This is a genomic window from Kineosporia sp. A_224, assembly GCF_002198655.1.
GTDB lineage: Bacteria > Actinomycetota > Actinomycetes > Actinomycetales > Kineosporiaceae > R-H-3.
This window is the reverse complement of record NZ_MWLN01000225.1, coordinates 21,700-43,079: the sequence shown is the minus strand read 5'-3', so window position 1 is coordinate 43,079 and position 21,380 is coordinate 21,700. Positions and strand designations below refer to the sequence as shown.

Genomic DNA, 21,380 nt, shown 5'->3' with positions numbered 1-21,380 from the left:
CGGGGGTGACGGTCCGGGGCTGTCGGGGCATGCCCCTGTGGACAAGCCGGGCCCGGTCCGGGGGTGTGGACGGGCCGGCCCCGGACGAGCGGTCGGGTCAGTGGTCGGCGGGCCGGTCGGTGGTCAGGCCCAGCGCCACTGGACGCCGTAGCAGAGCCCCTGGACGACCTGCTCGAACCGGACCCGGATCACCCCGGTCTCGTCCGGGGTCAGCGTGCGGGTCGTCGGGTGCGCGTCCTCGAGCACCGCCGGCGGGACGCCGTCCAGGCGCCAGGCGAGCGCCACCGCGTCGGCGTCGGCGAACCGGATCTCGGCGGAGAACCGCCGCGTGCGACGCAGCGGGATGAGCACGTAGTGCGGCCGCATCCGGTCCCGGTCCGCGGAGAAGCTCACGACGTACCGGTGGCGCTCGCCGGCCCGCAGCGGCCGCGGCAGGGCCAGCTCGTACCGCCAGTGGCTCTCCGAGACGCGGTGCGCGCCCCGGATCCGGCAGCCCGCCTCGGCGACGATGCCGAGCTCGGGCAGGGTCCCCGGCTCGAGCGCCTGGACGCTCAGCGTCGCCGTCACGGTGTCGAGCCCGTCGGCGTCGGCGACGATGACGCGGTCCTCGGTGAGCCGGGCGGACGCCGAGTCGAGCCGCATGGTGGCCGCGAGGCTCTCGACGTACCAGCCGGTCGGGGCGAACGGGTTGCCCGGTTCGCCGGCCTGCCGGGACGCCAGGGCGTCGGCGAGCTGGCGGGTCGCGGCGTCGAGCCGGCGTCGCGCCGTCCGGGCGTCGCGGTCCATCGCGGTCGCGATGGCGTCGATCCGGTCGGTGAGCAGCGGCACGTTCGTCCAGCCGTCGACGGCCAGGCTCACGAGCACGGCCTCGCGCAGGTCCCCGGCGAGCGCCTGCGCCGCCTCGACGATGCCGCTCTGGGCCAGCCGGCGCAGCTCGGTCTCCGGGAGGGCGAGGTCGAGGTCGAGGGCCGCGACGAGGGCCGGCCCGAGCCGGGACACCAGCCCCGGGGACTGCAGCGCGCGGCCCTTGCGCAGGGCCATGAGGTCGCGGTTGAGGGTGTCGACGTCGACCTGCCCGACGTCGTCCGGGTCGCCGTGGTCGCCGTCGTCCTCGGGCGGCGCGTCGAGGTCCGGCGCACCGTTCCTGCCGGACCGCTCGACCCGCAGGCCGCCCAGGTCGTCGTGACGGACCGCGACGACGGTCGGGCCGTCGTCGGCCCGCCCGTCCGGCGTCGGCCCGGAGGTTCCCCCGGTCATCGTTGCCACACGTGCCCCGTAAGTCGTCCGCCCGGTACCGGCGGATGTGGCGATGGCCCCGAGATCAACCGCCCTGACACGGCCTCCATACGCGGGTCACACCATAGTTGACAAGTAGTGGACAGGCGTGGAGAACGCTTTCAAACATGCGTAGCGATGACTATCGTCGCTGAGGCGGGACCGGGGGCGGTCCCCGGGGCGGGGCGTCGGTGACTCCACGGGGAGGTCACCGGCCCCCGCCTCCTGGCGTTCCGGCGCCTCTTCGAGGCCACGCCCGCCCCCGTCGTCCGCCCCCGTCGTCCGCTGCCGGAATGTCCCGGCGTCCTGTACCGTTCTCCGGATAGTTGAATTCAAAACTACCCACGAGGACGGCGCGCCGGTCACGAGCCGGCACGGCAGACTCGTGGGGACGGACAGGAGCGTGGACCCATGAGCGACACCCCCGCGAGCGCGTCGACCCTCGAGGTCGTGGACCCGGGCATCGACGTCCGGCGGGCCGGCGAGCGGTTCGTGACGAAGGCGGGCGGCTGGCTCGACTCCAAGCACTCGTTCTCCTTCGGGCACCACCGCGACCCGCGGAACACCCACTTCGGGCTGCTGCTCGTCAACAACGACGACATCGTCAAGCCCGGCACCGGCTTCGAGACGCACCCCCACCAGGACATGGAGATCGTCACCTGGGTCATGCAGGGTTCGCTCGTGCACCAGGACTCCACCGGGCACAGCGGCGTCATCTACCCCGGCCTGGCCCAGCGGATGAGTGCCGGCACCGGCATCCTGCACAGCGAGAAGAACGACTCGTGGCGCCTCGAGGGCGGCCCCGAGCACCTCGACCCGGTGCACTTCGTGCAGATGTGGGTCGTGCCCGACGAGGGCTCGATCGCGCCGGGCTACGAGCAGCTCGAGATCGCCGACGAGCTCATGCGCGGCGGGCTGGTCCCGGTCGCGTCCGGGATGCCCGGGCACGCCGACCACGCGGCCATCCGGATCAAGAACCAGTACGCCGCGCTGCTCGCCTCGCGGATGTCCGCGGGCGACACCGTGACGCTGCCGGAGGCGCCGTTCGTCCACCTCTTCGTGCCGCGCGGCACGGTGCGGCTCGAGGGCGCAGGCGAGCTGACGGACGGCGACGCCGCCCGGATCCTCGGCGGCGGCCAGAAGGTCACGGCGTCGACCGACGCCGAGATCCTCGTCTGGGAGATGCACGCACGGCTCTCCTGACCCGGCGGCAGCCGCCGCCAGGACCGACCCGCCGGAGGACCGCATGAGCAGGCTCGACCCCGACGTCGTCGGCACGGACGGCGCACCCGCCCCGGACGGCCCGGGGACGAGCCTGCTCGAGCCGCGCGAGGTGCCGCTCGGCGGCCCGCGGGCGCTCCTCGTGCGGCGGACGTTGCCGCACAAGCAGATCCGGACGATCGGTGCCTGGTGCTTCGTCGACCACTTCGGCCCGGCGCCGGTCGCCGAGACCGGCATGCACGTGCCGCCGCACCCGCACATCGGGCTGCAGACGGTGACGTGGCTCTACTCGGGCGAGGTGCTCCACCGCGACGGGCTCGGGTCGGAGCAGGTCGTCCGCCCCGGCGAGCTCAACCTCATGACGGCGGGCCGGGGGATCGCGCACGCGGAGGACTCGGTGCTCGACGGACCGGCCGACGCGGGCGACCCGGACGGCGCCGGGGTGGACCGGACGACGATGCACGGCCTCCAGCTGTGGGTCGCGTTGCCCGACGGTGACCGCCACCAGGAGCCGCACTTCGAGCACCACGCCGGGCTGCCGACCGTGGACCTGCCGGGGGCGACGGCGACCGTCGTCCTGGGGGCGCTCGGCCGCGGGGACGCCGCGGACGCCGTCCGCTCGCCGGCCGCGACGTACTCGCCGATCGTCGGCGTCGACCTCGTGCTCCGCCGGGACTCCGGCGCGGCGCCGGCGGCCACCCGCGTACCGCTCGACCCGTCGTTCGAGCACGGTCTCCTCCCCGTCGAGGGCGACGTGCGGGTCGACGGCGTCACCGTGCCGCGCGGCGCGCTGCTCCACCTGCCGCCGGGGCGCGACGTCGTGCCGCTCGAGGCCGACGGCCCCGCGCGGGTCTTCCTGCTCGGTGGGGCACCGTTCGGCGAGCGGCTCGTCATGTGGTGGAACTTCGTCGGCCGCGACCACGACGACATCGCCTCGGCGCGGGCTGACTGGGAGGCCGGCCGGACACCCGGCCCGTCGTCCGGCAGGTTCGCGCCCGTGTCCCACCCCGTTGCTGCGTTGCCCGCGCCGGGCCCGCCGACGACGCGGCTGCTGCCGCGCTGACCCGCGCCGCTCAGGCGTGCGTGACGGCCTCGACGTTGTGCCCGTCCGGGTCGCGGAGGAAGACGGCGTAGTAGCCCGGGTGGTACTCGGGCCACTCCCGCGGCGTGTGCAGCACCTCGACCCCGGCGGCCACCGCCGCGGCGTGAACGGCGTCCACCGCGGCCCGGTCGGGCGCCTGCAGCGCGAGATGCGCCTCGCGCCGCTCCTCGCCGAACGCGGGGCTGAGCCAGAAGTCCGGGTTGCCGTCCGGACCGGAGAACCCGACGGCGTAGGACTTCGCGACGGGGAAGCGCATCACCTCCTTGAGCCCGATCGCGGCGAAGACGCCGGTGTAGAACCGCACGGACGCCTCGACGTCCCCGACCTGGATGCCCACGTGGTCGATCACGGGACGAACCTACGACCACCCACCGACAACGCCACCGGGCCGACGTCCCGGGCGCGAGCGGCTCACGGCGGCGGGACCGTCCAGTCCCCGTCGCGCAGCTGGCCCCACCCGAACCGGCTCTCCGCGACGAACTCCTTCAGGTCCGAGTAGAGGTCGCACGAGAGCGCGAACGCGTCCTCCGGCTGGTCGGTCACCTCGCAGACGCGGCGGTCGTACGCCTCGCCCGAGCAGAGAACACGGAGCCAGACGAACCGGCCGGGTTCGGGGCCGAGGTGGGTGCCCCACAGGTGCTCCGGCGCTCCTGACCTGTCCGGACCGATGCTGACGTCGACTTCGTCGACCTCGCCGGGCCGCAGCAGCGCTCCGAGCACCGGCCGGACGACCCGGCGGGTGATCGCATCGACGTCCCGGTGTCGAGGTCGTACGTCGGCACCGGCAGCGCATCCTCGGGCATCGGGCGAGTCTTGCATCGCACCGGCGCGGCGGCCCGCTCGAACTGGCTTGTCGTGACCGATCCCGCGGCACGGCGCCGCGGAGACCGTCACGATCACGCCGGAGTGCCGGCGCACCTACCGCGCCAGCGCCGCGGCGACGACGTCGAGGGCGGCGGGCGTCCGGACGACGAGGGTCGCCTCGCGGACCCGGGTCGGGGTGTTCGGCAGGGTCGTCAGGGCCACCCGGGTCGCGACGTCGAGCGGCCAGTAGGGCTGGGTCATCCCGATCGGGGTCAGCGCGAGGGTGCGGGCACCGAGCGCGTCGGCGACCGCGAGCACCGACCGGTACGCCGCGGAGAGCAGGTGCTCCCGGTCGACCCGGATGTCGTACTGCGGGGCGGCCACGTGCACGAGCCAGCGTGCGGGCAGGGTGCCGGCCGTCGTCGAGACCGCCTGTCCCGCGGGCAGACCTGCCGGGTGCGACAGCGCGAGGAGCTCCTCGAAAGCGGCGAGCGCCTGCGGGCCGGCGGCACGCAGCAGCCCGAGCTCGTCGTCCGGGGTGCGCCGGCGCCGGGGCGGCGGGACGACGCGCACGACGGCGTCCACCGGCTGCCCGGTGAGGTCCCCGACGACGGTGCGCAGCTTCACCCTCCCAGCATGCCGACGCGGGGGCCGGGGCCGTAAGGGGCCGGTGAGCCCGGCTGCGGCTCCGGGCCCGCCCCCGCCGCCTAGGCTGCGGTCATGGCGGCCCCGTTGACCGTGCTCGTCGTCGAGGACGACGAGACGGTCGCCGACGTCGTCGCGGCCTACCTCCAGGACGCCGGGCTGACCGTCGTCCGGGCCGCGGACGGGGTCACGGCGCTCGCGGTCGCGGCCCGGGAGCGGCCCGACCTCGTCGTCCTCGACCTCATGCTGCCGGGCATCGACGGCCTCGAGGTGTGCCGCCGGCTGCGGGAGGCCCGCGCCGACCTGCCCGTCGTCATGCTCACCGCGCTCGGGGACGAGGCGGACCGGCTCGCCGGTCTCGAGAGCGGCGCGGACGACTACGTCGTCAAGCCGTTCAGCCCGCGCGAGCTCGTGCTGCGGGTGCAGGCGGTGCTCCGGCGGGCCGCACCGTCGGGGGGCGGTGGCACGCCGGGCCCGGCGGCCGCCCTCGCCGCGGCCGGCCGGCGCCGCCTCGTCGCGGGCGGGCTCGTCGTCGACCTCGCCGCCCGGACCGTCACCCGGGACGGCGCCCCGCTCACCCTCACCGCCCGCGAGCTCGACCTGCTCGCCCACCTCATGGCCCACCCGGGGACGGCGTTCAGCCGCGAGCAGCTCATGCGCGAGGTGTGGGGCTGGGACTTCGGGGACACCTCGACCGTCACCGTCCACGTCCGCCGGCTGCGGGAGAAGATCGAGGCGGACCCGTCGGCCCCCGCGCTCCTCGCGACCGTGTGGGGCGTCGGCTACCGCTGGGAGCAGGCATGACGGTCCCGGCCGGCGTGCAGGTCGTGCTGCTGGCGCTGGCCTGGTCCGGCGCTGTCGGGGTCGTGGGACTGCTCGTCGTCCGGCTCGCGCCGCGCCGCTCGGTGCGGTCCACGCTCGTCGCGACCGCCGTCGTCGGGGTCGCCTCGCTCGTCGCGGGGGTCTGGGGCGCCGCCCGGGCCATGTTCATCTCGACCCACGACCTCGGGGTCGTCGTCCGGGTGAGCCTCGTCGCCGGGGTCGTCGCCCTCGCCGTGGCCGTCGTCGCGGGCCGGGTCGTCGTCCGGGACGTCGTCGCCGTCCGCCGGCTGGCCCGGCGGACCGCGGACGGCGGGCGGGACGACGGGGACACCCCGCACCTGCTCGAGCTCGCAGAGATCCATGCCGAGCTCGTCTCGGCGGGGGACCGTTTCGCCGCGGCGCGCGCCCGCGAGCGCGCCCTGGAGGACTCGCGCCGCGAGCTCGTCGCCTGGGTGAGCCACGACCTGCGCACCCCGCTCGCCGGGGTCCGGGCCATGGCCGAGGCCCTCGAGGACGGCCTGGCCGCCGACCCGGCCCGCTACCACCGTCAGATCCTCCAGGAGGTCGACCGGCTCGGCGGCCTCGTCGACGACCTCTTCGAGCTCTCCCGGCTCCAGGCCGGTGCCGTCCTGCTCGACCTCGCCCCGCTCGACCTCGCCGCGCTCGTCCGCGACGTCACCGGCGCCGCCGCCGCCGGGGCGGCGGCCCGCGGGGTCACCGTCGCGCCGGTCGCGCACCCCGGGCCGCACCAGGGCATCCAGGTGCGGGGCGACGGCCGCGCACTCGCCCGGGTCGTCGGCAACCTCGTCGCGAACGCCGTCCGCTACTCGGCGCCGGGCTCGGTCGTCCGGGCCGACGTCCGGGTCGACGTCCGGGTCAATGTCCGGGTCGACCCCCGGGGTGCGGACGACGCCCCGGTCGCGGTCGTCGGCGTCGAGGACGGCTGCGGCGGGATCGCGGCCGCCGACGTCGAGCGGCTCTTCGAGCCGGGCTGGCGGGCGAGCACGGCCCGGACGCCGGGCGCGGACGGCGGCGGCGGGCTCGGCCTCGCGATCGCCCGCGGGGTCGCCCGGGCGCACGGCGGCGACGTGACGGTCGGGGACGTGCCGGGCGGCTGCCGGTTCGAGCTGCGGGTGCCGGTCGCCGGCCCGCGGGACGGCGACCGGACCGGGTAGCAGCCGGTCACCGGCTCGGGCCCGCGGCTCAGGCCACCGTCAGCGGCGCCGCCCCGAAACCGACCGAGAACCGCTTGCACCAGATGACGAGGCTCGCGAACTCCGAGACATCGGTACCGGCCGGCACCGGGTACGTGAGCGCCCCGCGGTTGCCGCGCAGCGGCCCGAGCTCGAGCCAGCGGCCGGACTCGGCGTCCTCGACGTCCGCCACGGTCCGCGCGGAGAGCCACACCCGCAGGTCGGGGCCGTCGGAGGTCGCGAGGTCCTCGATCCGGACGGCGTGCCCGCCGTCCGGGAGCGCGACGAGCGTGACCCGGCCGGTCGTCTCGTGGGCGAGGGAGTCGAGGTCACCGGCCGCGACGACCTGCGGCCCGGCCGCGGACGGCGACCCCGAGGCCCTTGTGGCGGGCGCCGGGGCCCCTGCGGTCGGCGTCCCGGCCGGCGCGGGCACAGCGCCGGGCGCGGCCTCGGCCACGACGGTCGTCGTCCACAGCCGCCAGGGCTGGAACACCCAGGCCGCGACCCCGGCACCGGCGAGGACCACCGCCACGACGAGCAGCGAGGCGACGAGCCTGCGCGGCCGCCGCTCCACGGATCCAGGTGCAGGGGCGGTCGAAAGGTCGTCCACGGTGCGGCCTCCTGGTGATCGCGTCGTCGCGGCGGGTCACCGCTGACCCCTTCGCCAGTCTCGGTGGCCCGCGGAGGGCATCGCGTTACACGACTCTTACGCCGCTCGCACTTCGGAGATCATGAAAATTCTGGACATAACGGCACAGGCGGGTAACGACGAGGCATCTGTCCGGTGGCTGGGCGAGATATCGTGCTCCTCACGCCTGCAGCAGCGGGCGCGCCGGATGCGCCCGGCCAGACTGCCGCCCGACATAGTCGAGAGTGCCGCCCGGACAGCGCGAGGGCGCACCAGCCGAAGGAGTGCCGTGGCCACGCCCGACCTCAAGGCGGGATTCCTGCACGACGGGAACTGGGCGCGTGCCGGAGCAGGTGCCGTGCACCTGTACACCGCGAGCGGGAGCGCCCTCGCCCTGCTCATCGTGCTCGCCGCCTTCGCCGGGGACGCGATCACCGCGCTGTGGCTCGGTCTCGTGACGCTCATCGTCGACGGCACCGACGGCATGCTCGCCCGCCGGATGCGCGTCAAGGAGCGCATCCCGTGGTTCGACGGCGCCCGGCTCGACGACATCGTCGACTACCTGACCTACGCGTTCGCGCCGATGCTCCTGCTCTGGAGCGGCGGCTACCTGCCCGAGGGGGCATTCGGCACGGCGCTGGCGACGATCCCGCTCCTCGCCTCGAGCTACCAGTTCTGCCGGGTCGACGCGAAGACCGACGACCACTTCTTCCTGGGCTTCCCGAGCTACTGGAACGTGGTCGCGTTCTACGTGATCATCGCCGACCTCAGCCCGGCCACGGTGACGGCGATCCTGCTCGTCTGCAGCGCGCTCGTCTTCGTGCCGATCTGCTACATCTACCCGTCGCGGACGGCGGCCTTCCGGCGCACCAACCTCGCGTTCACCGCGGGCTGGCTCGTGCTCTACGCCGTCCTCCTCACGCAGATGCCGAACCCGAACCCGATCGTCGTCGGGGCCTCGTTGGCGTACCTCGTGTACTACCTCGCCATGAGCCTGCACCTGACGGTGACCCGTCGCCGTACGGCCGCTCTCGGGGTCACCCCGATGGCACCCGCGGCCGCCGGGGAACACTGACAGGTCGCTGGGTCCCGGCTGGGAGCATGCCGGGTCGGGGAACGCGCTGCGTCGCGGGGACGTAACCTCAGGTGTGGCTCTCGGACTGCTCTGCGCCCTCGCGGCCGCCCTCGCGTTCGGCGTCGGCGCGCTCCTCCAGGCCGTCTCGGCGCGCCGGGAGCAGACCACGGCGGGCGTCGACTTCCGGCTGCTCGTCCGGCTGCTGCGGCACCCGGTCTACATCGGCGCGGTCGTGCTCTACCTCGGCGGCTTCGTCCTGCACCTCGTCGCCCTGCGCACGGCCCCGCTCTTCCTCGCCCAGGCGGTGATCTCGTCGTCGGTCGCCGTGACCGCCGTGCTCGCCGCCCGCACCGTGGGCGCGCCCTTCGGCCGCGTCGAGCAGGTCGCCGTGGTCGCGGTCTGCTCCGGCCTGTTCGTGCTCGCCGTCGCCGCCGAGTCGCACGGCACGGTGACGACGACGACCGGCGAGCGGGCGCTGCTGCTCCTCGCCGCCGGTCTGGTCGTCGTCCTCGGCCAGGTCGTCGGGCGGATCCACACCGAGTGGGCCGCCGTCGGTCTCAGCCTGCTCTCCGGCTGCGGCTACGCGGTCGTCGCGCTCGCCGGCCGGGTCGTGCCGGACCTGTCCGTCGGCACCCTCGTGACCGACCCCGCGACGTACGCCCTCGTCATCGCGGGTGTCACCGCGTTCCTGCTCTACTCGACGGCGCTCCAGCGCGCCGGGGTGCTCGCGACGACGTCCGCCCTCATCGTCACCCAGACCGCCGTGCCGGCCGTCGTCGGCGTCGTGTGGCTCGGCGACAGCGTCGACGCCGGCTGGGGGGTCGCGGCGGTCGCCGCGTTCGGCGTCGCCATCGCGGGGGTCGTCGCCCTCTCGCAGCGGGACAGCCTCGCCGAGCTGCCGCCGGCGGAGCCGCTGCCCGCCTGACGCCTCGCCGCAGGACCCGCCGTTCGGCCGGGACGGCGGTCCTCGCGATCGGGGCGGTGCTGTGGCAGCGTGATCCCGGCGCCGCACGTGCGGCGCACCCGCCGGACGCGGACGCGTGACGGGGGAACCGGCAGACGACGAAGGAGTCGACCGTGGCAGTACAGGTCAACCTCGACAAGGCACTGGACAAGGCGTACGAGGGCAAGTCCCTCGCGGAGATCCTCGACGCGCCCGTGGCGGCCCTCGCCGGCGTCAGCGACTCGGACGCCGAGCACCTCGCCGCCGCGTTCGGCATCAAGACGGTCCGCGACCTGGGCAGCAACAAGTACTTCGCGGTCGCGGGCGTCCTCGTCGCGCTGTCGAAGCACGCCGACTGACGCGACGTCGGCGCACGCGCCGACGCACGCACCGGGGCGTCCCGGGCCGGGCTCCTGCTCGTGCCCGGGGCGCCTCGCGCGTAAGGTCTGGCCCGGGTCCAGCTGTGGAGGGACGATGACGGTCAACTTCCTGTCGACGATCACCGGGTCGTTCGCGACGCCGTGCGCCGAGAACCCGACGGTCGCGATGGTCGAGGCGGCCTACGCCCACCACGGCATCGACGCCCGGTACGTCAACTGCGACGTGCAGCCCGAGGCCCTCGGGGACGCCGTGCGCGGCGCCCGGGCCATGGGCTGGGCGGGCTTCAACTGCTCGTTGCCGCACAAGGTCGCCGTCATCGAGCACCTCGACGGCCTCGGCGGGTCCGCCGCGATCATCGGCGCGGTGAACTGCGCCGTCCGGCAGCCCGACGGCTCGTACCTCGGCGAGAACACCGACGGCAAGGGCTTCCTCGCGTCGCTGCTCACCGTCGCCGACCCGGTCGGCGCGCACGTCGTCGTCTTCGGCGCCGGCGGCGCCGCCCGAGCGGTCGCGGTCGAGACGGCGCTCGCGGGCGCCTCGCGGGTCACCGTCGTCAACCGCTCCGCCGGTCGCGGCGCCGAGCTCGCGGCGCTCGTCGCGGCGAAGACGCCCGCGGCGTCCGACCCCGTCGTCTGGGACTCGACCTACCGGGTGCCGGACGACGCGACGATCGTCGTCAACACGACGTCCATCGGCCTCTACCCGGACGTCGAGGGCCGGGTCGACGTGGACCTGGACTCTCTGCACGCGGGCCTCGTCGTCGCCGACGTCATCCCGAACCCGCCGCGCACCCTGTTCGTCCGCCAGGCCGAGGAGCGGGGCTGCACGGTGCTCGACGGGCTGGGGATGCTCGTCAACCAGGGCGTCATCAGCATCAAGCACTGGACCGGCGTCGACGTCGACCCCGCCGTGATGCGGGCCCGGATCGGCGAGATCTTCGGCGTCTGAGCCGGTGGCCGGGATCCGTGCCGGTCTCGACGTCGTCGTCACGGGCACGGACGACGTCCACGCGCTGCTGCGTGCCCTCGCCGCCCCGCGGCTCGGGACGACACCGGACGCCGTCCGGCTGGGCCGCGACCCGTGCCCGGCGTGCGGCGGCCCGCACGGCAGGCCGGTGCTCCTGGACGCCCCGGACGTCCACGTGAGCGTCGCGACGGCGGGCGGCGTCGGCGCTGCCGTGGTGAGCGTCGACGGTCCGGTCGGCATCGACGTCGAGGCACTCGCCGGGACGGCGTTCCCCGGCTTCCCGGTCGTCGCCCTGCACCCGGGCGAACGATCCGGCCCGGCCGCCGCGAGCCCCGCCGGCCGGGCCCGGACCTGGGTCCGCAAGGAGGCCGTCCTCAAGGCGGCCGGGGTCGGGCTGCTCGTCGAGCCGTCGTCCGTCGTCGTCTCCGCACCGGACGCCGCGCCGGTGCTCGTCGACTGGCCGCGCCACCCGCTGCGCGTGACCGTCGCTGCCTACCTGCCGCTGCCCGACCCGGCGGCCGTGCATCTGCTGGACCTCGAGGCGCCGACCGGGTACGCCGCCGCGGTCGCGGTCGTCAGCCGGTGGGCGGGGCCGGCAGCCGGGGCAGCTTCGGGGACCGCAGCCACGCGGTGAACAGCGCGCCGAGCGGCTCCGGGGTCCAGGCCTGCGCGTGCGCCTCGAAGCCGGCGGTCGTCACCGTGCCGTGCCGGTGCTCGGTCGTCCAGGCCCGGAGCATCGGGCCGAACGCCGCGTCGCCCATCGTCAGCCGCAGCGCGTGCACGGCGAGCGCCCCGCGCTTGTAGAGCCGGTCGTCGAACATGAGGTCCGGGCCCGGGTCGGCGATGACGAGGTCCTGCGGGAGCCCGGACAGCCGCTGCCAGGCCTTGCGGGCCAGGGCGTCCGCGGTCTCGCGACCCTTCTCCTGGGACCACAGCCACTCGGCGTACGCCGCGAAGCCCTCGTGGAGCCAGATGTCCTGCCAGCGCCCGAGCGTGAGGCTGTTGCCGAACCACTGGTGCGCGAGCTCGTGGGCGACGAGCCGCTCGCTGCCGCGCCGGCCGTCGACGTGGTTGGCGCCGAAGATCGACAGACCCTGCGCCTCGAGCGGGATCTCGAGCGCCTCGTCGGTGACGACAACGGTGTACGCCTCGAACGGGTACGGGCCGAAGACCCGCTCGAACAGCCGCACCATGGCGGCCTGCGGCGCGAAGTCGTGGTCGAACGCCGCGAGCAGCCGGGGCGGCACCGCGGCGCGCTGCCGGACCGGCCCCATCGCGGTGTCGACGAGCCGGTACCGGCCGACCTGCACCGTCGCGAGGTAGGTCGCCATCGGCTCCGGCGACTCGTAGACCCAGGTCGTCCGGCTGGCGCCGGCGCGCCGGTCGACGAGCGAGCCGTTGCACACGACCGTGTAGAGCGACTCCGTCGTCACGGTGAAGCGGTAGCTCGCCTTGTCGCCCGGGTGGTCGTTGCAGGCCAGCCAGGACGGCGCGCCGTCCGGCTGGCTCGCGACGATGACGCCGTCGCTCAGCTCCTCCCAGCCGACCTCGCCCCAGGGCCCGTCGAGCGGTGCCGGGGAGCCGCTGTACCGCACGGACAGGGTCAGGGCGGTGTCGGCCGGTGCCTGCCTCGGCAGCGTGACGACGAGCTTGCGGCCGCGGTGCGCGTACCGGGCCGGCCGGCCGTCGACGAGCACCTTGACGACCCGCAGGCCGGCGAGGTCGACGTGCAGGCGGGACGTCGCGCGCCGGGTCAGCACGGAGAGCGCCACCGTCGCGTCGAGCCGGTTGCTCGCGACCCGGTAATCGAGGTCGATGTCGTACCGGAGCACCCGGTAGGCGTCGTCGCCGCTCTTGGGGCGATAGGGGTCCCCGGCGGAGCCCTCGGCGGGCGCGCGACCCGTCGATCGTCGGTTCGTCATCACGGGCGACCCTATGCGCCCGCGGCCGGGGCCGCCCCGGCGGTCGGCCCGGGGGTCGGCCCGGGGGTCGGCTCCTCGACCCGGACGGCGGGCCCGGTGGCCCGCGGGGCGTCGTCCGGCCAGAAGACGATCGGGTTGCCGCGCCACCGGGTCTGGGCGGGCACCTCCTCGCCGCGCAGGACGAGCGAGGCGGGTCCGACGGTCGACGACGTGCCGATCGTCGCCGCGGGCAGGACGACGCCGTGCGGCCCCAGGGTGGCGCCGGGCTCGAGGGTCACGTGGTCCATCGAGAGGATCCGGTCGTGGAAGAGGTGGGTCTGGACGACGCACCCGCGGTTGACGGTCGCGCCGTCCCCGAGCGTCACGAGGTCGGCCTCGGGCAGCCAGTACGACTCGCACCAGACGCCGCGACCGATCCGCGAGCCCATCGAGCGCAGCCACCAGACCATCGCCGGGGTGCCCGCGGCCGAGCGCAGGAAGAACGGCGCCGCGAGCATCTCGGTGAAGGTGTCGGCGAGCTCGTTGCGCCAGACGAACGAGCTCCACAGCGGGTACTCGACGGCCCGGATCCGGCCCACGAGAAGCCACTTCGCGAGCGACGTCACGACCGCGGCGGCGACGGCCGCGGCGAGCAGCACCGGGCCGGCGAGCAGCGCGGCGGCCCACCAGCCCCAGGTGACGACGGCGGCCTGGAGCACGACGAGCACGCCCGCCGCGAGCGTCACCGAGGCCAGCGTCGGCACGATCCGCAGCGCCTCCACGGTGCCGCGGGCCACCTTGAGCCGGGTCGCCGGCGCATAGGTGCGGCTCGTGTCGGTCTCCTGCGCGGCGCGGCGCATCTGCACCGGCGGGCTGCCGACCCACGACGTGCCCCGCTTGGCCCGCTTGGGCGCTGCGGAGAGCACCGCGACGAGCGAGTCCTTGGGCACCTTGCGGCCGGGCGCCGTCATCCCGGAGTTGCCGAGGAAGGCCCGCTTGCCGACCTTGGCGCGGGCGATCCGCATCCATCCGCCGGAGAGCTCGTAGGAGCCGACCATCGTGTCGTCCGCGAGGAAGGCGTGCTCGCCGACCGACGTGAGGCTCGGCAGCATGACGACCGTCGAGGCCTCGACCCCGCGGCCGACCTTCGCGCCGAGGATCCGGAGCCAGACCGGGGTGAACAGCCCGGCGTACAGCGGGAACAGCCAGGTGCGGGCCTCGTCCATGAGCCGCTCGACGCCCCAGGCCTGCCAGCCGACCCGGCTGCGGACGGCGTGGTGGCCGGTCGTCAGGCGGACCGACAGCAGCCGGACGGCGACCGCGACGACGACGGCGTACGTCGTGAAGGCGGCGAGGCCGGCGAGCGGGGACCAGAGCAGCACCGTGCGGGCGGCCTCCGCACCGGACATGAGCACAGGGTCGAGCCGCGGCGCGAGCACGAGCAGCCCGGCACCCGCGGCGAGCAGCGGCAGCCCGGCGAACGCGGCCGCTCCGAGCCCGAAGACGGGCACCCAGCGCAGCCCGCGCGGCGGCCGCCCGGTCGGGGCGTCGTGCCGCGCCGGGCCGTCGAACTCGGCCGGGGAGCCGGCCCAGCGCTCGCCGGGCGGCACGGAGCCGAGCACCGCCGAGCCCGGGGCGAGCTGGGCGCCCTGGCCGAGCCGGGCACCCGGGCCGAGCGTGCTCCGGGCGCCGACCGACGCGCCGGCCCCGACCCGGACCCGGCCCACGACGAGCACGTCGCCGTCGACCCAGTGCCCGGACAGGTCCACCTCGGGCTCGACCGAGCAGCCCTTCCCGAGGGTCAGCAGGCCGGTGACGGGCGGCAGGGCGTGCAGGTCGACGTCCTTGGCGACGGACGCCCCGAGCAGCCGCGCGTAGTGCACGACCCACGGCGCGCAGAGCAGCCCGTCGGCGCCGACCGCCGACGCCCAGGCCTCGGCGAACCAGATCCGCAGGTGCACCCGGCCGCCGCGCGGGTAGTTGCCGGGCCGGACGCCGCGGGTGACGACCCGGGCCATGGCGCCGGCGAGGAGGAACCGGCCGGGCGGGGAGACGAGGACGAGCCAACCGAGGGCGACCCACCACCAGGAGACGTGCTGCGCCCATCCGGGAGCCGTGAAGATCAGGGCCCGTGTCCCGTCGTCCGGGCGCCAGAGGTCGAGTTCCACGAGGAGGTTCACGGCGACGGCGAGCCACAGCAGCCAGCGCAGCCCGGTCACGGCCGCGAGCGGCACCCCGAGCACGGTCTGTGCGACGCGCATCTGCCACCGGACCGGCTTGACGACGCGGTCCGTCGAGCTCACCGACGGGGTGAACTCCTCGAGGGTGTCGGCGAGCGTACCGAGCCGCGGGTTCTCGTAGACGTCGGCGACCGTGACCTCGGGGTACCGGGTCCGCAGCACCGAGACGAGCTGGGCCGCGGCGAGGCTGCCGCCGCCGTGGGCGAAGAAGTCGTCGTCGAGGCCGGCGATGCTCGCGCCGAGGATCCGGGCCCACTGCTCGGCCTCCCAGGCCGCGGTACCGGTGAGGTGGGACGCCACCGCAGGCTCCGACGTCATGCCCTCGAGCGGCCACGGCAGGGCGTCCCGGTCGACCTTGCCCGACGTGCGGGTCGGGATCGTGCCGACGACGGCGAGCCGCGGGACGAGCGCGGCGGGCAGGCTCTCACGCAGCCGGGCGGTCGCGGCGGCGACGTCGAAACCGGGTGCCGCGCCGTCCGTCCCGGGTTCGGTCCCGACGTCCGCGCCGTCCCCGGCCCCGTTCCCCGCCCCGGCGGGCTCGTCGGTCGCGAGCGCGACGTACCCGACGAGGATCTGGTTGCCGGCGGCGGTCTTCCGGACGGCGGCGGCCGCCCCGGCGACGCCGGGCAGCGCCTGGAGGGCCGCGTCCACCTCGCCGAGCTCGATCCGCCGGCCGCCGAGCTTGACCTGGTCGTCGGCGCGGCCCTGGAAGAGCAGCCCGGCCCGGTCGAGGGTCACGAGGTCGCCGCTGCGGTAGGCGCGGTCCCAGCCGAGCGTCGGCATCGGCGCGTACTTCTCGGCGTCCTTCGCCGGGTCGAGGTAGCGCGCCAGGCCCACGCCGCCGATGACCAGCTCGCCGACCTCGCCCTCGGCGACGCGGGCGCCGTCCTTGTCGACGACCGCAAGGTCCCAGCCGTCGAGCGGCAGGCCGATCCGGACCGGGCCGGTGCCGTCGAGGGTGGCTCCGCACGCGACGACGGTCGCCTCGGTGGGGCCGTAGGTGTTCCACACCTCGCGGCCGGGGACGACGACCCGGGCGGCGAGGTCCGGCGGGCAGGCCTCGCCGCCGAAGATGAGCAGCCGGACGGCGTCCAGCGCCTCCGCCGGCCACAGCGACGCGAGCGTCGGCACCGTCGAGACGACGCTGACCCGCTGCTTGACGAGCCACGGGCCGAGGTCCATGCCGCTGCGGACGAGGGCGCGCGGCGCCGGGACGAGGCACGCGCCGTACCGCCAGGCGAGCCACATCTCCTCGCACGAGGCGTCGAAGGCGACGGACAGCCCCGCGAGCACCCGGTCGCCGGGGCCGAGCGGGCGGTCCTGGAGGAACATCCGGGCCTCGGCGTCGACGAAGGCCGCGGCGTTGCGGTGCGTCACGGCGACGCCCTTCGGGGTGCCCGTCGACCCGGAGGTGAAGATGATCCACGCGTCGTCGTCCGGCGTGGGGTCGGTGGCAGCGCCCTCGGGCTCCGAACCTGCCGCGGGCCGTGCCGTCCGGGCCTTGCGCCGGCGGACGACGAGGCCCTCGTCCGCGGTGAGCACCGCGGCGACGTCCGCCTCGCGGAAGACGAGGTGGGCCCGCTCGTCGGGGTCGTCGAGGTCGACGGGGACGTAGGCGGCGCCGGCGGACAGGACCGCGAGGATCGAGGTGTAGAGCGCGTGGGTGCCCGACGGCATCCGGACGCCGACCCGGTCGCCGCGCGAGATGCCGGCCGCGCGCAGCCCGTCGGCGGTCGCCCGGACCGCGGCGGCCAGGCCCGCGTACGTGAGCACCGACGTGCCGTCGTCCATCGCGGGAGCGCCCGGGTGCCGGGCGACGGTCTCGCGGAAGACGTCGACGAGGGTGCGCTCCGGCGGGGCGAGGGCCCCTCGCAGGAACGGGTCGTCCGCTCCGGTCACGTCGACCACCGGTCACCTCCGTGCGGCGTGCGGCGGGACGTCCCCGGGCGGGGTGCGCCGTCCGGCCCCGACCGTGACCATCCTCCTGGTCCGGGGGCAGGTCCCGCCAGGATGACCGCGTGTCGGACGTGCCGCCCGGCGCACGGACGGGAGCGCTCCCAGCAGGACCGGGTAGCGTGCCACCTGGACCGGTACAGGATGGTCGCCGCGACGGGTGACCTGCACGACCGACACGACCGCTGGAGGCACGTATGGGAATGACGTTCCCGGAGGGGTTCCTGTGGGGCGCGGCGACCGCGTCCTACCAGATCGAGGGGGCGGCGACCGAGGACGGCCGCGGCCCGTCGATCTGGGACACCTTCTCCCACACCCCCGGGCTGACCCTGGACGGCGCGACCGGTGACGTCGCGTGCGACCACTACCACCGGGTCGACGCCGACGTCGCGCTCATGGCCGGCCTCGGGCTGCAGGGCTACCGCTTCTCGGTCGCCTGGCCGCGCATCGTGCCGACCGGCTCGGGCGCGGTGAACCAGGCCGGGCTCGACTTCTACTCCCGGCTCGTCGACGCGTTGCTGGACAAGGGGATCCGGCCGATCGCGACGCTCTACCACTGGGACCTCCCGCAGCCCCTCGAGGACGCCGGCGGCTGGCCCGAGCGGGAGACCGCCTACCGGTTCGCCGAGTACGCGTCGGTGCTCGCCGGCGCGCTCGGTGACCGGGTCCACACCTGGACGACGCTCAACGAGCCGTGGTGCACGGCGTACCTCGGCTACGGCTCGGGTGTGCACGCGCCCGGCCGCCGGGAGCCGGCGGCCGCGCTCGCCGCCGCGCACCACCTCAACCTCGGGCACGGTCTCGCCGTCCAGGCGATCCGCGGCGTCCTCGGCGACGCCGCACGCTGCTCGGTGACCCTCAACCTCCACGAGGTCCGCCCGGCCGACCCCGCGAGCGCCGCCGACGTCGAGGCGGCGGCCCGGATCGACCGCGTCGGCAACCAGGTCTTCCTCGGTCCGATGCTCGACGGTGCCTACCCGGCCGCGCTGCTCGCGGACACGGCGTCCGTCACCGACTGGTCCTTCGTCCGTGACGGCGACGAGAAGACCGCCGCCCAGCGCCTCGACGTCCTCGGCGTGAACTACTACACGCCGACCGTCGTCCAGGCCTGGGACGGCGTCGGGCCGCGGGTCCAGGCCGACGGCCACGGCGACTCGGAGGCGTCCCCGTGGGTCGGCAGCGAGGACGTCGACTTCGTCGACCAGGGCCCGCCCTACACGACGATGGGCTGGAGCATCGACCCCTCGGGGCTGGAGGACCTGCTGGTCCGCCTGCACCGGCGCGCCCCCGGGCTGCCGCTCATGATCACCGAGAACGGTGCGGCGTTCCCCGACGTCGTCAGCGCGGACGGCGCCGTCCACGACGCCGACCGGACCGCCTACCTCGACGGCCACATCAACGCCGTCGGCCGGGCGATCGAGCGCGGCGCCGACGTCCGCGGCTACCTCGCGTGGTCCCTCATGGACAACTTCGAGTGGGCCCGCGGCTACGACCAGCGCTTCGGGATCGTCCGCGTCGACTACGACACCCTCGAGCGCACCCCGAAGGACAGTGCGCTCTGGTACCGCGACGTCATCGCCCGGCACGGTACGCCGTGACGCGGTCGTAGGGTTCCCGCTCAGTAGAAGCCGTGGCGGGCCAACGGTTCCACGAGCTGGTGCTCCTCGTACGAGAGGTGGCTCAGCAGGGTGTCCGAGAGCAGGTCTACGGCCTCCCGGAGAGGCGCCGTGCCCGCGCTGCCCGGCGCGACGAAGGCGACGAGGGCCTGGTCGACCCGTTCGAGGACGCCGTGGATCGCGAGGTGCTCCTCGGCGAGCCGGTCGAGCACGGGCGTGAGGCGGGGCTCGGCGCGGCGCAGGTGCGGGAAGACGCTCTCGTCCTCGAGCGTGTGGTGGACCGTGACGACACGGCAGTACGACGCGCAGTAGGCGCCGACCGTCCAGCTGTTCTGCCGCATGGTCATCGCGTTGATGTGCGACCGGGCGGTGCCGGCGTCCAGGGTGCCGGCGGCGACCTGCTCGACGAGGCCCTGCACCTGGCGCAGCTCGCTGCGCAGGTGGTCGTGGACGTCGACGAGGTGCTGCCCGGCGGCCTGCTCGTGGGCGGTGTAGGGGCGGGCCGGGTCGGGCGGCGCGACGACGGGCCGGGTCGCCTCGTCCCAGGGCCGGACGGCGCTGCGCCGGGTCCCGTCGTCCGGGGTCGGGGTGACCGCGAGCCCGGCGGGCCAGACCGGGGCGCCGGTGGCGACGTCGACGTGGGCCGGTTCCACCGGCCCGCCGAGGTCGACCGGCCCGGTGGTGGCCGGCTGCTGCGCCCTGGTGCGCTCGGCGGCGACGATCTCGCGGACGGCGGGCACCACCTCGGCGGCGAACCGCTGGATGTCGTCGGCGTCGTCGCTGCCGAGGACGAAGCCGCTCATCCCCTGCGTGAGCGTGAGGTCGGCGAGCTCCTCCGCCCACTGCTCGGCCGGCCCGGAGAGGAACCCGTTGCCCTGCACCGTGAACCGGCCGTGCACGTTGTAGAGCCGCCGGACGTCCTGGGCCCCGCGGCCGGCCGCCTCCGCCGCCTCGTCGATGCGGGCGTTCATCGCTGCGAGCGTGTCGGGAGCGGCGTAGCCGAGGCTCGGCCACCAGCCGTCGGCGAGCCGTCCGGTCACCGCGAGCATCCGCGGCTTGTACGCGCCGAGCCAGATCCCGATCGGGTGCGCCGGCGCCGGGCCGGCCTTGGCCCCGACGACCGAGTAGTGCTCGCCGTCCACCCGGACCGCGCCGCCGTCCGCCCACAGTCCGCGGATGACGGCGATCCCCTCCTCGAGCGCCCCGACGGCCTCGCCGGGCGTGCGGCGGGGGCCGCCGTTCGCGGCGATGGCGTCCCAGAAGGCGCCCGTGCCCAGGCCCAGCTCGACCCGGCCGTTGCTCAGCAGGTCCAGGCTCGCCGCGGCCCGGGCGAGGACGGCGGGCGGGCGCAGCGGCAGGTTCGCGACGTTGGGGACGACGCGCACCGACTGGGTCGACGCCGCGATGACCGACAGCAGGGTCCAGGTCTCGAGGAACGTCGGCTGGTACGGGTGGTCCTGCACCGTCACGAGGTCGAGACCGACGGCGTCCGTGAGCCGGGCGAGGGCGACGACCCGCTCGGCCGCGGCGGCCTCCGGGGTGATGAAGGTGCCGAAGATCAGGTCGTGGCCGTAGTCGGGCATGGCGCCAGTGTCTCGGGTCGGCCGCACCCGTGCAGCGATGGGTGGATGCAGACGGGTGTCGGGGCGCCCGCATGCAGGCACCCACGGCTGCACGGCTGTGCAGAACAAAGCAGACGTGCTTGATTTGTCGCGAGGGCCCGTGTCACCCTCCTGGGGCGGCGACGGCGCCGCGGCGCAGGAGGTGCAGCGATGCTCGACGAGGTGCTCACCGACCTGCGCGCGGAGTGTGCCGACCTCGACGCGCTCGTCGCGGACCTCCCCGACGGGCCGACGGACGGCGCCGCGACCTGGCGGTCGGCCACCCCCGCCCCCGGCTGGACCGTCGCCCACCAGATCGCCCACCTCGCCTGGACCGACGAGATCGCCGCGCTCGCCGCGACCGACCCGGCCGCGTTCCTCGCGGCGGTGCAGGCGCTGCTCGCCTCCGGCGAGGCGCCCGAGCACGTCGTCGACCGCGAGGCCGAGACCGGCGCGGCAGCGTCCGGCGGTGCGCTGCTCACCCGCTGGCGCAGCGCCCGTGCAGCCCTCGACGCCGCGCTGCGGGCCGTGCCCGACGGCACGAAGCTGCCCTGGTTCGGGCCGCCGATGGCGGCGACCTCGATGGCGACGGCCCGCCTCATGGAGACCTGGGCGCACGGCCAGGACGTCGCCGACGCGCTCGGGGTCACCCGGGTGCCGACGGCGCGGCTGCGGCACGTGGCGCGCCTCGCCGTCCGGACGACGGGCTTCTCCTTCGCCGTGCACGGTCGCCCGCCCCCCGCCGACGAGATCCGGGTCGAGCTCACCGCACCGGACGGGGGCACGTGGGTGTTCGGCCCGCCGGACGCCGCGCAGCACGTCACCGGGCCGGCGCTCGACCTGTGCCTGCTCGCCGCCCGGCGCCGGCACCGCGCGGACACCGCGCTCGTCGCGACCGGCCCGGACGCCGACGCCTGGCTCGACGTCGCGCAGGCGTTCGCCGGCCCTCCGGGGGCCGGGCGGCCGGCGGGGGAGCGGGCGTGACCCGGCCCCCGCTGCGGATCGGCAACGCGT

Annotated in this window: 19 protein-coding genes; 11 read left to right on the top strand and 8 right to left on the bottom strand. The window is 75.5% G+C overall.

Annotated features, from left to right (window positions below; genetic code table 11):
* Positions 1–123: 123 nt before the first annotated feature.
* Positions 124–1,257: a hypothetical protein gene (locus EDJALFJO_RS30130; RefSeq protein ID WP_088290085.1), complete on the bottom strand. Its 1,134-nt coding sequence runs from the start codon at positions 1,255–1,257 to the stop codon at positions 124–126.
* A 429-nt stretch (positions 1,258–1,686) separates the two neighbouring features.
* Here EDJALFJO_RS30130 and EDJALFJO_RS30125 point away from each other — a divergent pair, with 429 nt between their 5' ends.
* Positions 1,687–2,478, top strand: a complete 792-nt coding sequence (locus EDJALFJO_RS30125; protein ID WP_088290083.1) for a pirin-like bicupin family protein — start codon at positions 1,687–1,689, stop codon at positions 2,476–2,478.
* Positions 2,479–2,521: 43 nt separating this feature from the next.
* The gene (locus EDJALFJO_RS30120) at positions 2,522–3,559 is read left to right on the top strand and encodes a pirin family protein (protein ID WP_088290081.1); all 1,038 of its coding nucleotides are present in this window, start codon (positions 2,522–2,524) and stop codon (positions 3,557–3,559) included.
* A 10-nt stretch (positions 3,560–3,569) separates the two neighbouring features.
* Here the strand turns inward: EDJALFJO_RS30120 and EDJALFJO_RS30115 are convergent, their stop codons facing one another.
* The 3 genes from EDJALFJO_RS30115 to EDJALFJO_RS30105 form a co-directional block, all read right to left on the bottom strand.
* Complete coding sequence (locus EDJALFJO_RS30115) at positions 3,570–3,947, bottom strand: VOC family protein (protein WP_088290079.1); 378 nt, start codon at positions 3,945–3,947, stop codon at positions 3,570–3,572.
* 62 nt (positions 3,948–4,009) lie between these two features.
* Entirely contained in the window at positions 4,010–4,318 is a 309-nt protein-coding gene (locus tag EDJALFJO_RS30110) for a hypothetical protein (RefSeq protein WP_088290077.1), read from the bottom strand.
* A 198-nt stretch (positions 4,319–4,516) separates the two neighbouring features.
* Entirely contained in the window at positions 4,517–5,029 is a 513-nt protein-coding gene (locus EDJALFJO_RS30105) for a macro domain-containing protein (protein ID WP_143448873.1), read from the bottom strand.
* 93 nt (positions 5,030–5,122) lie between these two features.
* Between EDJALFJO_RS30105 and EDJALFJO_RS30100 the strand changes: the two genes are divergently transcribed.
* Together EDJALFJO_RS30100 and EDJALFJO_RS30095 are read left to right on the top strand one after the other, a co-directional pair.
* Complete coding sequence (locus tag EDJALFJO_RS30100) at positions 5,123–5,851, top strand: response regulator transcription factor (protein ID WP_088290075.1); 729 nt, start codon at positions 5,123–5,125, stop codon at positions 5,849–5,851.
* Positions 5,848–7,044 (top strand): sensor histidine kinase KdpD, encoded by a 1,197-nt coding sequence (locus EDJALFJO_RS30095; RefSeq protein WP_088290073.1) that lies wholly within the window; start codon positions 5,848–5,850, stop codon positions 7,042–7,044. Before EDJALFJO_RS30100 ends, EDJALFJO_RS30095 begins: the two co-directional genes overlap by 4 nt.
* 28 nt (positions 7,045–7,072) lie before the next feature.
* Here EDJALFJO_RS30095 and EDJALFJO_RS30090 read toward each other — a convergent pair whose 3' ends face one another.
* Complete coding sequence (locus EDJALFJO_RS30090) at positions 7,073–7,672, bottom strand: DM13 domain-containing protein (RefSeq protein ID WP_198950774.1); 600 nt, start codon at positions 7,670–7,672, stop codon at positions 7,073–7,075.
* 307 nt (positions 7,673–7,979) lie between these two features.
* Here EDJALFJO_RS30090 and EDJALFJO_RS30085 point away from each other — a divergent pair, with 307 nt between their 5' ends.
* The 5 genes from EDJALFJO_RS30085 (at position 7,980) to EDJALFJO_RS30065 (ending at position 11,689) form a co-directional block, all read left to right on the top strand.
* Entirely contained in the window at positions 7,980–8,765 is a 786-nt protein-coding gene (locus EDJALFJO_RS30085) for a phosphatidylcholine/phosphatidylserine synthase (protein ID WP_198950773.1), read from the top strand.
* A gap of 73 nt (positions 8,766–8,838) precedes the next feature.
* On the top strand, positions 8,839–9,690 hold the full coding sequence (locus tag EDJALFJO_RS30080) for a hypothetical protein (RefSeq protein ID WP_088290069.1): 852 nt from the start codon (positions 8,839–8,841) through the stop codon (positions 9,688–9,690).
* A gap of 152 nt (positions 9,691–9,842) precedes the next feature.
* Positions 9,843–10,067: a hypothetical protein gene (locus EDJALFJO_RS30075; RefSeq protein ID WP_088290067.1), complete on the top strand. Its 225-nt coding sequence runs from the start codon at positions 9,843–9,845 to the stop codon at positions 10,065–10,067.
* Positions 10,068–10,182: 115 nt separating this feature from the next.
* Positions 10,183–11,037 (top strand): shikimate dehydrogenase, encoded by an 855-nt coding sequence (locus tag EDJALFJO_RS30070; protein ID WP_088290065.1) that lies wholly within the window; start codon positions 10,183–10,185, stop codon positions 11,035–11,037.
* 4 nt (positions 11,038–11,041) lie between these two features.
* Entirely contained in the window at positions 11,042–11,689 is a 648-nt protein-coding gene (locus EDJALFJO_RS30065) for a 4'-phosphopantetheinyl transferase superfamily protein (protein WP_088290063.1), read from the top strand.
* Here EDJALFJO_RS30065 and EDJALFJO_RS30060 read toward each other — a convergent pair.
* Together EDJALFJO_RS30060 and EDJALFJO_RS30055 are read right to left on the bottom strand one after the other, a co-directional pair.
* A complete protein-coding gene (locus tag EDJALFJO_RS30060) occupies positions 11,631–12,977 on the bottom strand; it encodes a M1 family metallopeptidase (RefSeq protein ID WP_088290061.1) in 1,347 nt (448 codons plus the stop codon). The two genes, EDJALFJO_RS30065 and EDJALFJO_RS30060, sit on opposite strands and share 59 nt — an antisense overlap.
* Before the next feature lie 11 nt (positions 12,978–12,988).
* Positions 12,989–17,104 carry a Pls/PosA family non-ribosomal peptide synthetase gene (locus tag EDJALFJO_RS30055; protein WP_088290059.1) on the bottom strand — a complete coding sequence of 1,372 codons (4,116 nt, stop codon included), beginning with the start codon at positions 17,102–17,104 and terminating at the stop codon, positions 12,989–12,991.
* Between the two features lie 242 nt (positions 17,105–17,346).
* Here EDJALFJO_RS30055 and EDJALFJO_RS30050 point away from each other — a divergent pair, with 242 nt between their 5' ends.
* On the top strand, positions 17,347–18,747 hold the full coding sequence (locus EDJALFJO_RS30050; protein WP_088290058.1) for a GH1 family beta-glucosidase: 1,401 nt from the start codon (positions 17,347–17,349) through the stop codon (positions 18,745–18,747).
* A 20-nt stretch (positions 18,748–18,767) separates the two neighbouring features.
* Here the strand turns inward: EDJALFJO_RS30050 and EDJALFJO_RS30045 are convergent, their stop codons facing one another.
* Positions 18,768–20,348 carry an LLM class flavin-dependent oxidoreductase gene (locus EDJALFJO_RS30045; RefSeq protein ID WP_088290056.1) on the bottom strand — a complete coding sequence of 527 codons (1,581 nt, stop codon included), beginning with the start codon at positions 20,346–20,348 and terminating at the stop codon, positions 18,768–18,770.
* A gap of 189 nt (positions 20,349–20,537) precedes the next feature.
* Here EDJALFJO_RS30045 and EDJALFJO_RS30040 point away from each other — a divergent pair, with 189 nt between their 5' ends.
* Complete coding sequence (locus tag EDJALFJO_RS30040) at positions 20,538–21,350, top strand: TIGR03084 family metal-binding protein (protein WP_088290054.1); 813 nt, start codon at positions 20,538–20,540, stop codon at positions 21,348–21,350.
* The last annotated feature ends 30 nt before the right edge of the window (positions 21,351–21,380 follow it).